The organism is Tessaracoccus zhenghani (genome assembly GCF_054552775.1).
Genome location: NZ_CM137275.1, coordinates 1698898 through 1711056 on the forward strand (window position 1 = coordinate 1698898; position 12159 = coordinate 1711056).

The window sequence follows — 12159 nt, forward strand, 5'->3', positions numbered from 1 at the left end:
CCGCCCCCTCAGGTGGGTGTCACTTGATCTTGGCGGAACGGTTGCCCGAGGTGCGGGTCACCTGGACGACGGAGGGGCGGGGTGCCGCCACCTTGTCGCCCACCTGGACGGGGCCGCCGGCCGAGAGCTGGTCCGGCCACAGCGAGGTGTGGGCGCCCCACCTGCCGTCCTCACCCGGATGCTGCACGGCGACGAAGACCGAATCGTCGCGGTCATGGATGACGGGGCCGCAGGTCTCGGAGGCCGATGGCACGGCGAGGAACTGCTCGACGCGGCCGCGGTTCGGGCCGTCGACGGTGACCTTGTGCAGGGCATCGCAGAGGCCCAACGTGCCGGGCTGACCGTCAGTGGAGATCCAGAGGTTACCCAGGGAGTCGAAGGCGATGTTGTCGGGGCACGAGATCGGCGACACCTTGTCGGCCGGGTAGCCCGAGAAGTAGGTGCGGGTCGAGGTGCGGGGGTCCCCGCAGAGCATCAGGATGTTCCAGCTGAACTTCTCGGCAGCGTGGTCGTTGCCGTCCTCGACCATCTCGACGATGTGGCCGTCGCGGTTCGCGGTCAGCGGGTTGGCCTCGTCGACGGCGGTGCGGCGCGAGTTGTTGGTGAGCGCCAGGTAGACCGTGCCGGAAACCGGGTTGGTCTCGAGGTCCTCGGGCCGGTCCATCTTGGTGGCGCCGACGCGGTCCGCGGCGAGGCGGGTGAAGACGAGCACCTGCTCCGTGGTCATACCGGGCACCAGCGACTCGGTGCCGCGTACCAGCGGGACCCACTCGCCGTAGCCGTCGAAGGAGCCGTCGGCCGGGAGGTCGCCGTCGCCGGTGATCTCCGCCTCGAGCGAGTTGCCGTGGTAGCGCGCCACGTAGAGCGTGCCGTCCTCGAGCAGGCGCATGTTGTGCTGCTTGTCGCCCTCGATGAAGGTGCGCGACGACACGAACTTGTAGACGTAGTCGTGGCGCTCGTCGTCGCCGGAGTAGACGACGGCCTGGCCCGACGGCGCGATGACGCAGGTGCCGGCCTCGTGCTTGAAGCGGCCCAGAGCGGTGTGCTTGACCGGGGTGGAGGAGGGATCCTCCGGGTCGATCTCGACGATCCAGCCGAAGCGGTTGCCCTCGTTCGCGTACTCCTCGTTGCGGAGGTCGAAGCGGGGGTAGACCGTCTCCCAGCCGCGGCCGGTGGCGCCCGAGCCGATGCCGTAGCGCGCGTGCTCGGCCGAGCCGTTGCCGCGGAAGTACTGGTTGAAGTTCTCCTCGCCGGAGAGGACGGTGCCCCACGGGGTCGTGCCGCCGGCGCAGTTGTTGAGGGTGCCCTCGACGAGGGTGCCGGTGGGGTCGTCGGCGGTCTTCAGCAAGTCTGAGCCGGCGGCGGGGCCGGAGACCGAGAACGTCGTGAAGCCGGTGATGCGCCGGTTGCGACGGCCGGCTCGCACGTACGTCCAGGGCTGACCCTGCTTGTCGCGCCGCAGGTCGACCACCGAGAATCCGTGGGCGGCCAGGGCGATATCGACGACCTCCTTGGCGTTTCCGGTGCGGAAGGCGTCGGAGAACATGATGCCTTCGTTGGTGTATTCGTGGTTGCACACGAGGTAGCCCGAGCGGTCGTTGCCGCCGTCAGAGATGACGTTGAGATAGTCGCAGTTGTAGCCGAACTGCTGGGCCTGCGCGACGCCGGTCTGGTTCTCGATGTCGAAATCCGGGGCGTCGGCGAAGATCGGGTCGCCCCACCGGATGATCGGGTCCCAGCGGTAGCCGCGGGGGACGGTGACGGTGTCGACGGAGCGCGGCACCGGGGCGATGGCCTCGAAGGGGAGCTTCCCGCCGCCCTGCGGAAGCACGCCGTTGTCCGCGGCGGCGGTACCGGCCGTGACGTGCGACACGACGAGCGCGCCGGTGATGCCTGCGGCGCCGCCCAGTGCGGCACGGCGGGAGAACACGGCCGAAACGATGTCGCGGAACGACTCGTTCCCAGTGGTGTTCGGCTCGGGGTGCGAACAGGCGTTGCCGCACTTCAGTTCGCAGGTGATGGGCGAGCGGTTGCCGCGCGTGTGGCCGAGCATGGGAAGTAGACGCTTCATTCGAAACCCCTTGGGTGGTAGGCGATCGGGCACAGCTATCCCATCGGACCAGATGGGCAGAATCCGGTCGTCCAAGGTGACCGGTGAGTGAACAGTTGTGGACGACTGGGCCAACCGTCCGGGCGCGCCGAGCCTGCGTCGGCGGCCCAGCGGTCTGGACCGACGGAGCTCGTTGCGGCGAACGAAACGATGGGCCAGTGGGTAGGCTGCGGCCATGCACATCGACGCGTTCCGGGAGCTCCTGCTGGATCGCTCCCCCGGGGCCGCACCGCTGCCCGTGCAGGTGGCGGCCGGCATCCGCGACTTCGTCGCCCTTGGCTCCCTGCTCCCGGGCGAGGCGGTGCCGTCGACGCGCGCGGCCGCCGTCGCCCTGGGTGTCTCGCGCGGCACCGTCGCGGCTGCCTACGACCAACTCGTCGCCGAGGAATACCTCGTGGCCCGCGACCGCTCCGGCACCGTCGTCAACCCTGACCTGCGCTCGGTTTCGGCCCCCACCGTGAGCAAGTGGATGGGGTCATCGCCCCGACACGCCGGAAAACGGCCCGAAACCAACCGTGACCCCATCCAATTGCTCACGGGCTCCGACGGCGGGGCCTGGCCCGACGACGCCGCCTGGCGCAGTGCCTGGCGGCGAGCCGTGACGGACGAGCCGGTCCCCGCATTGGCGGAAGCGGTGGCCGAACACCTGCGCCACATGCGCGGCGTGGTGGTGGAGGCGGACGGCATCACTGTGACGTCCGGTGCGCGCTCCGGGCTGTCGTTGCTGCTCGCGGTGGCGGCGAGGAGGGCGGGCAGGCGCCCGCGGGTCGCCGTCGAGTCGCCCGGCTTCCCGGGCCTGCGGCGACTGCTGGAACATTCGGCCGTGGACACCGCGGCGCTGCCCGTCGGCGCGGCGGGCCCGCACCTGGAGGCGCTGAGCCGCGCCCACCGCCGCTCCCCCATCGACCTGGCGATCGTCACACCCAACCACCAGTACCCCGACGGCGGGGCGCTGTCCGCCCGCCACCGGCAGGCCATGATCGCCTGGGCGCGCGACGAGGGCGTGGTGCTGGTGGAGGACGACTTCGACTCCGAACGCCGCCACCTGGGCCCGCCGCTGCCCACGCTGTGGAGCCTAGACCCCACCGTCGTGGCCCACCTGGGCACGTTCGCGGCGGTGATCGGACGGGGCGTGGGCACCGGTTACCTGGTGGCGCCGGCGTCGTGGCATGCCGAGATCGTCGGCGCGGCCGACGCGACGGGCGCCGCTCCCCCACTGTTGCTGCAACGCGCCGTCGCCTCCTACCTGGCCGACGGCGGCCTGCGCCGGCGCCTGGCACGGGCCCGCCGTCGCGCCTCCTCCACGAACCGCGAACTCACGTTCCGCTGAAGGCCGCGCTCAGTCGACGATCTGGAACTGGACGCCCTGGTCGTCCTCCACGGTGGCCACCCGACCGTTGGGAGAATCCATCGGCCCGTCGACGAGCCGGCCACCCAGTTCCTGGATCCTGCCGATCGCCTCGTCGGTGTCCGCCACCGAGAAGTAGACGCGCCAGTAGGACACGGGCACCTTGGAGGGGACGAACTCCGAGGCGTCGCACAGGCCGGCCACCGCGTCGTCGCCCTTGCCGTTGGTGGCGTACCGCCACTCCATCCCCTGGTCGCCCACGGGCTGCACGTCCCACTGGAAGACGTCGCGGTAGAACGTCAGCGCCTCGTCGTAGTTGCCGGTCATGAGTTCGAACCAGACGGGGGCGCCCGGCTTGTCCTTCGCCTGGATGGCGACGGTGTCGCTCTGCCAGGCACCGAGGGCGGCCCCGGTGGAGTCGCTGAGGAACGCCATCGTGCCCTGCCCGGGGATCTCCATGGGCTCGACGTGGATCTCGCCGCCCGCCTGCCTGGCCCGCTCCGTCATGGCGCGGATGTCGTCTGAGCTGAGGTAGACGCACCAGGTGGGGATGCCCATCTCGGGCTGCTGCACCATGGCGCCGCCGACGACCTCGTCACCGCGCATGATCATGTGGTAATTGCCGTACTCCTCGCCGGAGTTGTCGAACCGCCAGCCGAACAGGCTGCCGTAGAAGGCCTGGGCCCTGGGGAGGTCCTGCGCGTAGAGCTCGACCCAGATGGGCGCGCCCTTGAGAGTGGTGTCGGTCATCGTTGGCCCTTCTCATCGTGAGCCCGGTGGCTCACTGAGCAGCCTAAGCCGACGGGTGGGGCAGGTCCATAGCCTTCGTCACCCGGCTGGTGCGTGCCGTTCGATGAGGATGCGGCGGCCCTCGAACGCCCTGCTCAGCGTTGCCTGGTCCGCGTATTCCAGGTCTCCGCCGACGGGTAGGCCGGACGCCGGCCTGGTCACGCGGACACCGAAATCATTGAGCATGCGGCTCAGGTACGACGCGGTGGCCTCGCCCTGGGTGTCGGGATCCGTGGCGAGGATGACCTCCTGCACCTCGCCGTCGGCGAGGCGCTGGAACAACTCGCGGGTGTGGAGGTCTGCCGGGCCGCGGCCCTCGATGGGCGAGATGGATCCGCCCAGCACGTGGTAGAGCCCCCGGAACTCGTTGGTGCGCTCGATGGCCACCACGTCCTTGGATTCCTCCACGACGCACAACTGCGAGCGGTCGCGCCGGGGATCGCGGCAGATGCGGCAGCGCTCCTCCTGCGAAACGTTGAAACACACCTCGCAGAAGCGGGCGAGCTGCTTGACCCTCCGGAGCGTGTCGGCAAGCGCGTAGACGTCCTCCTCAGGTGCATCGAGGAGGTGGAACGCGATGCGCTGCGCGCTGCGCGGACCGATGCCCGGCAGCCTGCTCAGCTCATCGATCAGTTCCTGGATTGCGCCTTCGTACACTCAGCCCCCGAAGCCCGGCATGCCGGGCATGGTGGGGAGTTCGGGAAGCGTGGCGGCCGTGGCGGCGTCCACCTCTGCCCTGGCGGAGCGGAACGCGGCCACGATGAGGGCCTGCAGCGTCTCGATGTCGTCGGGATCCACCGCGGCGGGCTGGATCTCGACCTCCTGCATGTCGCCCTTGCCGCTCAGGGTGACGCTGACGAGCCCGCCGCCGGCGGTGCCGGTGAACGACTGGTTGCCCAGTTCCTCCTGCGCCGCCTGCAGGTCTGTCTGCAGCTTCTGCGCCTGCTGCATCAGCGCGTTGATGTCAAAGTCACCAAACATGTGTCACTCCTGAGTGGGGGTCGGTTACAAGCATAGAAGCCCTGCCGGATGGCCGGGATCAGTCGTCGTCGGCATCCCGCACCGAGATGACCTCGGCGCCGAACGCAGTGCTGAGCAGTTCCTCAGCGTTGTGGCCCGCGTCGAGCACCGCGTCGTCCGCCGACACCTGCTCCGACGGCGGGGGCGGCTCCATGCGGTCGCGCTCCTGCGGCTCCGGGTGCGGCTCAGGCTCCACCGGGGCGACGGGTGCGCCCTGGGGCCGCTGCGCCGGGCGGGCATCCTGCTCGCCGCTGGCCAGCACCGACTGGATGCGCAGCTCGACGCCGATCACCTCGATGAGCGCGTCCGCCAGCACATCGGCGCTGCCGCCGGAACCGAAGTTCTCCCGGGGGCCGGGCGCATCGAAGCCGAGCACGAGGGCGCCGTCGGTGATGTCGACCACCTGGGCGTGGTTGCTGAGCAGCATGAACGTGAACCGACGGCGGCGCTTGACCTCGTCGAGCACGTTGGGCCAGACCCGCCGCAGCTCGGCAGCGGTGAGTTGTCCCTGGGAAGCGGGGCGCCGCTGCTGCACGGCAGGCTCCGGGGCGGCCTCCGGCTGCGGGGCGGGCCGCTGCTCAGGAGCCGGTCGCTGCTCGGGGGCCGGGCGCTGCTCGGGGGCCGGGCGCTGCTCGGCCGCGGGACGTTGGGCTGGAGCGGGACGTTGGGCGGGCTGCTCGGGCGTGGGCCGCTGCTGTTCAGAGACCGCCGCGTCCTCGGCGGGTGCGGGCGCCGGTGCTGGGCGCTGCCGCTCATGCTCCGCCGCGCGCGGCCGCTCGGGCTGGCGCGGGCGGGCCGCACCGGTGTCCTGCCAGTCTTCGACGGGGGCTGCCTCGCCGCTGCCCATCATTCCGACGCGGCGCTCGAGCCTGTCCATCCGGGCGTGCAGGCCGCGTTCGTCGGCGTCCGCACCGGGCAGCAGGACGCGGGCGCACATCAACTCCAAGTGGAGCCGGGGCGCCGTCGTGCCGCGCATCTCCGTGAGGCCGGTGGCGATCACTTCTGCGGCGCGCGTCAGCTCGCCCGAGCCCATCCCCGCCACCTGCGTGGCGAGGCGCTGCGCCTGATCTGCCGCCACTTCGAGCAGGCCGTTGGTGGCGGCCTCCGGCACGGCGGCGAGGATCACCAGGTCACGGAGCCGGCGCAGCAGGTCTTCGGCGAAGCGCCGGGGGTCCTGGCCCACCTCGATGACCTTGTCGATGGTGTGGAAGACACCTGCGGAATCGCCGGCGGCGAAGGCGTCCATGATGTCGTCGAGCAGCGCATCCGGCGTGTAGCCCAGGAGCGCGGCGGCCTGCGAGTAGCTGACGCCCTCCTCGTTGGCCCCGCCGAGCAACTGGTCCAGCACCGACAGCGAATCGCGTACCGAACCGGCGCCTGCGCGCACCACGAGCGGGAGCGCGGTGCGGTCCACCGCCACGCCCTCGGCGTCACAGATGCTGGCCAGGTAGTCACTCAGCACCTTCGGCGGCACCAGCCGGAACGGGTAGTGGTGCGTGCGGGAGCGGATGGTGCCGATGACCTTCTCCGGCTCCGTCGTGGCGAAGATGAACTTGGCGTGCGGCGGCGGCTCCTCCACGAGCTTGAGCAGCGCGTTGAAGCCCGCCGTCGTGACCATGTGGGCCTCGTCGACGATGTAGATCTTGTAGCGGCTGGCCACAGGCGCGAAGTAGGCGCGCTCGCGCAGGTCACGTGCGTCGTCGACGCCACCGTGCGAGGCCGCGTCGATCTCGATCACGTCGATGGACCCGGGGCCACCGCGGGCGAGGTCCACGCAGGACTGGCAGATCCCGCACGGGGTGTCCGTGGGGCCCTCCACGCAGTTGAGGCAGCGCGCCAGGATGCGCGCCGAGGTGGTCTTGCCGCAGCCTCGGGGGCCGGAGAACAGGTAGGCGTGGTTGACGCGGTTGTTCTTCAGGGCGCGTTGCAGGGGGACGGTGACGTGCTCCTGGCCGATCACGTCAGCGAACGAATCCGGACGGTAGCGGCGGTAGAGCGCCAGCGGTGCCGCGGGAGCCTCGATGCGCGGGCTGTGGTCGAGCTTCGACGGCGGCACGTGCGTCACGGCCGGCAGCTCAGGCTCCACGTCCGGCTCCACCTCCGCGAAGAGGCTGGGGCCCGTCTGCTCAGGGATGGCACCGGGCGCCGGCTCATCGTCGAACAGGCTGGGCCCGTCCATGGGCTCGGAGCCGGGACCCTCATCAGCGATGGGGGCGTACTCGTCTTCTTCGATGTACTCGTCGTCCACGATTCCCACCCTATTGCAGCCTCCGGACATTCACCGGGCAAAAAAAAGGGCCCCTCGCGCACCCGGAAGAGCTCACTTGCCCTTGCTGCCTTCCGACCCTGGGGGAGTTGGGCGAGTTACCGCCGCGCGAGGAACCTTGGATCACTCTACCCCATCCTGACCGGCGCTTCACTTCGGCGGTTTCCCCCGAATCCAGATGTGGGGCGGTCCGGTGCCCCGAATCTGGATTTGGGGCCTTCCCCGCGCGGCGGCCCGACGCCCCGGATCTGGATTCGGTCCCGTCCGGCACCACGAATCTGGATTTGGGGTCTTTCCGGCGGCGGTGGCAGGGTGGCGGAATGGTCAGCAGTCTCGATCCCGCGCTCGCCGAGGTGTGGCGCGGCCCGTACCTCGAAGCGATCCACCACGGGGCGGTCGCCATCACCGGCCCCGACGGCGTGCGCCTCGCGCTGGGGGACGCCTCCACCCCGTTCCTCGCCCGCTCAGCGGTCAAACCCATCCAAGCCGTGGCCATGCTGCGCCACGGGCTCGACGTCGAAGGCTCCGAGCTCGCGCTCGCGGGCGCCTCGCATGACGGCGAGCCCATCCATGTCGACGGCGCCCACCGCGTCCTCGAGGGCGCCGGCCTCTCCCCCGCGCACCTGCAGACCACGCTCGCCTTCCCCTCCCGCGTCCCCCTCGACGCCTGGCTCGCACAGGGCAGGGGCGCGGAGGCGATCGCCCACAACTGCTCCGGGAAACACTCGGCCATGTTGCGCACCTGCGTGCGCGCCGGCTGGCCCACCGACACGTACCGGAACCCGGACCATCCCCTCCAGGTGGCCATCCGCGAGGAGTTGGCGGTCCAGACCGGTGCGCCGGTGGGCGACCCCGTCGTCGACGGTTGCGGCGCCCCCGCCTTCCCCACCAGCCTCACCGGGCTGGCGCGCGCCTTCGGGAAGCTCGCCGGCGCGACGGATGGCCCCGAGCGGCGGCTGGCAGACGCTTTCCGCGCCCACCCCGAGTTCGCGTCGGGCACCCGGCGCGACGAGGTCGTCTACCACCGTGAGGTCCCCGGCCTCATCTGCAAGGCCGGCGCAGAGGGCACCCTGGCGCTCGGCCTGCCCGACGGCACGGGAATCGCCATCAAGATCACCGACGGTCGCCACCGCGGCACCGTGCCCGTGGCGGTCGCGGTCCTGAAGGCGCTCGGCCACACGACGGCGGCCCTCGAAGCGCTCGACCCCGAGCCCGTGCTGGGCCACGGCGACAAGGTGGGCCACCTCGCGCCGTCGCAGCAGTTGCTGGCAGCGCTGGCGGAACTCGACGCCTGACCCGGTGCGGCGCCGGAGGCACCTGGCACTTAAGATTCTCCCCGGCCCCCTGTCACCTAGCCCCCGAAGGCTGCCCATGAACGCCGTCGTGCTGTCCGTCCTCGTGATGCTGATCCTGTCGGTACTGCGCGTCCATGTGGTCCTGGCGCTGTTCCTCGGCGCACTCATCGGCGGCCTGACCGCCGGGTTAGGCCTCGAGGCGACGATGGTGGCCTTCCAGGACGGCCTCGCCGGCGGCGCGAAGATCGCGCTCAGCTACGCGCTGCTGGGCGCGTTCGCCATGGCCGTGGCGCACTCCGGCCTACCGCAGCTGCTCGCGAACTGGTTCATCGCCAAGCTCGACAGCGCCGACATGTCCACCTCGCAGAAGGTGGTTGCCTGGGCAAAGTGGGGCATGCTCACCGGCGTGCTGGCGATGGCGATCATGAGCCAGAACCTGATCCCCGTGCACATCGCGTTCATCCCGCTGCTGATCCCCCCGCTCCTGGTGGTCATGAACCGGCTGCGGCTCGACCGCCGCGCCATGGCGTGCGTGCTGACGTTCGGTCTGGTCACCACCTACATGTTCCTGCCCATCGGCTTCGGCAAGATCTTCCTGTACGACATCCTCTACGGCAACATCAACAAGTCCGGGCTCGACGTGAGCGACGTGCCGGTCATGCAGGCCATGTGGATCCCGGCGCTCGGCATGGTCATCGGCCTGGCCCTCGCCGTCGGCGTCACCTACCGCAGGCCGCGGGGCTACGACACGACCGCCGTCGTGGACGTGGAGTCGCCGAAGGTGATCGACAGGAAGAAGGTCTTCATCGCGCTGGTGGCGATCGTCGCCTGCTTCGCCATCCAGACCTGGCTGACGCTGATCGACTCGGCCGCGGACTCGCTGCTCGTTGGGGCGCTGGTGGGTCTCTGCATCTTCGTGGTCACCGGCGCCGTGAAGTTCACCGACGCCGAGCACGTGTTCACCGGCGGCATGAAGATGATGGCGCTCATCGGTTTCATCATGATCTCGGCGCAGGGCTTCGCGGCCGTCATGCAGGCCACGGGCGAGATCGGCCCGCTCGTCGAGGGCACCTCGGAACTCTTCGGCGACAACCGCGGCATGGCCGCGTTCGCCATGCTGCTCGTCGGCCTGCTCGTGACCATGGGCATCGGCAGCTCGTTCTCGACGCTGCCCATCATCGCCGCCATCTATGTGCCGCTCTGCCTGGCGTTGGGCTTCTCACCGCTGGCGACCGTCTCGATCATCGGCACCGCAGGCGCCCTCGGAGACGCCGGCTCGCCCGCGTCGGACTCGACGCTGGGCCCCACGGCCGGCCTCAACGCCGACGGCCAGCACGACCACATCCGCGACACCGTCATCCCCACCTTCCTGCACTTCAACCTGCCCCTCCTGGCCGCCGGCTGGGTCGCGGCGATGGTGCTCTGACGCTCGGGCGGAAAATCCTCCGCCGGCTCTGCAACCTTCTGGCCGGCCACCGCGTATTAGTCGATGAAGGCCCTGGCCGCCCGGGGTTAGGAAATGACCGCGGCGCCGTTTACGATTGGCAACGATGTTTGCCTGGGAGGAAGCTCGAAATGCGTAAGAAGCTGTTGGGGGTCGCAGTCGCTGCCTTGGCGATGACACTGGTCGCACCGTTCGCGACCGCTGAAGAAATCAACCCCACCCCGCCGGGGGAACTGCCACCGCTGGCGGCCTCCCCCACACCCACACCCACCCCGACGCCCACGCCCACGCCCACGCCCACGGTGCAGCCGAAGCTGACACCCGAGCAGGCCGTCTACGTCACCCCGGGCTACCACCTGGTGGCCGGCCGCTACTGGTACACCCAGTGCGAGATGTACTCCTCGACGACAGTGCGGTGCCGCACCAGCATCTACGCCTCCACGGTCTTCCAGAAGGACGGCCAGTGGTTCACGCAGAACGCGTGGGTGTTCAACAACCTGACCTACCTGCCGTCCCCGCGCTCCGTGTGGGCCAACAACCCGTTGGGCAGCACCGGCGAGTGGACCGCCACGGACGGCCGCAAGTGGCGCTCCGAGTGCGACACCGCAGCCACCGGCCGCGGCGCCTGCCGCAGCTACGCCGTCGCCACCACCGCATCGGTGGCCACCGGCCAGGTGACGCAGAAGACCGATTGGGTGTTCAACGGCATCGTCAAGTTCGACAGCCAGTACAGCCCGTGGGTCAAGAGCATCCCCGCCAGCAACCCGCGCCCGGCCGGCGTGCCGTACCCCACCGCCCCGGTGCCCGTCGTCACGCAGCCGCTCGTGCAGTCCGGCTTCCGGCTGGACCAGCGCTGCATGACCGGCCGCGCGTTCTGCGTCTCGAAGGACCAGAACAAGATGGCCTGGGTGATCAACGGCAAGGTGCAGACCATCGTCGACGTGCGCTTCGGTAGGACCGCCACTCCCACCCGCAACGGCGCCTTCAAGATCGGCTGGAAGTCGCGTGACCACTTCTCCAGCATCTACAAGGTGGAGATGCCGTTCGCGCTGTTCTTCGACGGCGGCATCGCCATCCACTACTCCGCCAACTTCGCCCGCGTGGGCTACAGCGGCGGCTCCGGTGGGTGCGTCAACGTGCGTGACTACGCTCAGATGGAGCGCTTCTTCGACATCGCCCGCGTGGGCGACAAGGTGATCGTCTACAACTGATCCACCCTTCCCCAGGCACTTCGACGGCGCGCCCACCCCGGGCGCGCCGTCGCTGCTTTTCGGCCGATTTGAGGCCAAGCGCGCAACTCCGGTAAGTTTCTCCCTGGAGGATTCGCCTAGAGGCCTATGGCGCTCGCTTGGAAAGCGGGTTGGGTTAACGCCCTCACGAGTTCGAATCTCGTATCCTCCGCCACTGCGATTCCCGCCCTGACCAGGGCGGGAATCGCTGTTTCTAGTTCAGAACTGTGTCCGAAACGCGATTCGTGCCCCAAATGTTCCCCGAGTCTTTTTGGAGTGCGGGGCTTCATGGGGGCCCTCGTATCAATTACCGAGCGGGCGCAGGACCGAATCTCGCACCCCGACGCCGCAAAATGAGTTCCGTCATGGGCGTCACCATCCACCCCCAAGCCAGCAACCATCCTTGCCCCGAATAGTTGTCCCTCCAGCAGGCTGCGCTCTTCTACGGCGTCACCACGGTCGACGGTCCCGAAATTGACTATCGCGGATCGCGGATGCATCCTTAGCGGCAGATACACGTATGCGTGCTCTGGGGGCGGTGAAATTCCGCACCGGCGGTGATAGTCCGCGACCCGGCCAACTTGTTGGCCGGTTGATCAGGTGGAAATCCTGGACCGACGGTCAAAGTCCGGATGGGAAGCGCACGCTACGGTCAGCG

9 protein-coding genes, 1 tRNA gene, 1 other RNA gene and 1 riboswitch are annotated in these 12159 nt (G+C 69.5%); of the genes, 5 read left to right on the forward strand and 6 right to left on the reverse strand.

The window, feature by feature from the left end:
* Positions 1 to 19 precede the first annotated feature (19 nt).
* Positions 20 to 2071, reverse strand: coding sequence for a PhoX family protein (locus ACX1DX_RS08195; protein ID WP_459396208.1), 2052 nt, complete (start codon positions 2069 to 2071; stop codon positions 20 to 22).
* 214 nt (positions 2072 to 2285) lie between these two features.
* On the opposite strand from ACX1DX_RS08195, the gene ACX1DX_RS08200 reads away from it, so the two are divergent.
* A complete protein-coding gene (locus ACX1DX_RS08200; protein WP_459396209.1) occupies positions 2286 to 3440 on the forward strand; it encodes an aminotransferase-like domain-containing protein in 1155 nt (384 codons plus the stop codon).
* 9 nt (positions 3441 to 3449) lie between these two features.
* On the opposite strand, the gene ACX1DX_RS08205 is transcribed toward ACX1DX_RS08200, so the two are convergent.
* The 5 genes from ACX1DX_RS08205 to ffs form a co-directional block, all read right to left on the reverse strand.
* Positions 3450 to 4208 (reverse strand): VOC family protein, encoded by a 759-nt coding sequence (locus ACX1DX_RS08205; protein WP_459396210.1) that lies wholly within the window; start codon positions 4206 to 4208, stop codon positions 3450 to 3452.
* Positions 4209 to 4286: 78 nt separating this feature from the next.
* Complete coding sequence (gene recR / locus ACX1DX_RS08210) at positions 4287 to 4904, reverse strand: recombination mediator RecR (RefSeq protein WP_076062914.1); 618 nt, start codon at positions 4902 to 4904, stop codon at positions 4287 to 4289.
* Positions 4905 to 5228: a YbaB/EbfC family nucleoid-associated protein gene (locus ACX1DX_RS08215; protein ID WP_076062911.1), complete on the reverse strand. Its 324-nt coding sequence runs from the start codon at positions 5226 to 5228 to the stop codon at positions 4905 to 4907.
* Positions 5229 to 5286: 58 nt separating this feature from the next.
* Positions 5287 to 7545 (reverse strand): DNA polymerase III subunit gamma and tau, encoded by a 2259-nt coding sequence (locus ACX1DX_RS08220; protein ID WP_459396211.1) that lies wholly within the window; start codon positions 7543 to 7545, stop codon positions 5287 to 5289.
* 12 nt (positions 7546 to 7557) lie between these two features.
* Positions 7558 to 7654: signal recognition particle sRNA small type (ffs, locus tag ACX1DX_RS08225), an RNA gene on the reverse strand.
* A gap of 199 nt (positions 7655 to 7853) precedes the next feature.
* Between ffs and ACX1DX_RS08230 the strand changes: the two genes are divergently transcribed.
* The 4 genes from ACX1DX_RS08230 to ACX1DX_RS08245 all read left to right on the forward strand — a co-directional run bounded on the left by ACX1DX_RS08230 (position 7854) and on the right by ACX1DX_RS08245 (position 11676).
* Complete coding sequence (locus tag ACX1DX_RS08230; RefSeq protein WP_076062907.1) at positions 7854 to 8828, forward strand: asparaginase; 975 nt, start codon at positions 7854 to 7856, stop codon at positions 8826 to 8828.
* A gap of 76 nt (positions 8829 to 8904) precedes the next feature.
* Complete coding sequence (locus tag ACX1DX_RS08235) at positions 8905 to 10254, forward strand: Na+/H+ antiporter family protein (protein WP_459396212.1); 1350 nt, start codon at positions 8905 to 8907, stop codon at positions 10252 to 10254.
* A 149-nt stretch (positions 10255 to 10403) separates the two neighbouring features.
* The gene (locus ACX1DX_RS08240; RefSeq protein ID WP_459396213.1) at positions 10404 to 11483 is read left to right on the forward strand and encodes a L,D-transpeptidase; all 1080 of its coding nucleotides are present in this window, start codon (positions 10404 to 10406) and stop codon (positions 11481 to 11483) included.
* A gap of 105 nt (positions 11484 to 11588) precedes the next feature.
* Positions 11589 to 11676 (forward strand) — tRNA-Ser (locus ACX1DX_RS08245).
* A gap of 345 nt (positions 11677 to 12021) precedes the next feature.
* Positions 12022 to 12150: riboswitch (FMN riboswitch) on the forward strand.
* Positions 12151 to 12159 lie beyond the last annotated feature (9 nt).

Excerpts from the sequence above, each read along its gene's own strand:
- ACX1DX_RS08195 (WP_459396208.1), bottom strand. The coding sequence starts at position 2,071 with ATGAAGCGTCTACTTCCCATGCTCGGCCACACGCGCGGCAACCGCTCG.
- ACX1DX_RS08200 (WP_459396209.1), top strand. The coding sequence starts at position 2,286 with ATGCACATCGACGCGTTCCGGGAGCTCCTGCTGGATCGCTCCCCCGGG.
- ACX1DX_RS08205 (WP_459396210.1), bottom strand. The coding sequence starts at position 4,208 with ATGACCGACACCACTCTCAAGGGCGCGCCCATCTGGGTCGAGCTCTAC.
- ACX1DX_RS08215 (WP_076062911.1), bottom strand. The coding sequence starts at position 5,228 with ATGTTTGGTGACTTTGACATCAACGCGCTGATGCAGCAGGCGCAGAAG.
- ACX1DX_RS08220 (WP_459396211.1), bottom strand. The coding sequence starts at position 7,545 with ATGTCCGGAGGCTGCAATAGGGTGGGAATCGTGGACGACGAGTACATC.
- ACX1DX_RS08230 (WP_076062907.1), top strand. The coding sequence starts at position 7,854 with ATGGTCAGCAGTCTCGATCCCGCGCTCGCCGAGGTGTGGCGCGGCCCG.
- ACX1DX_RS08235 (WP_459396212.1), top strand. The coding sequence starts at position 8,905 with ATGAACGCCGTCGTGCTGTCCGTCCTCGTGATGCTGATCCTGTCGGTA.
- ACX1DX_RS08240 (WP_459396213.1), top strand. The coding sequence starts at position 10,404 with ATGCGTAAGAAGCTGTTGGGGGTCGCAGTCGCTGCCTTGGCGATGACA.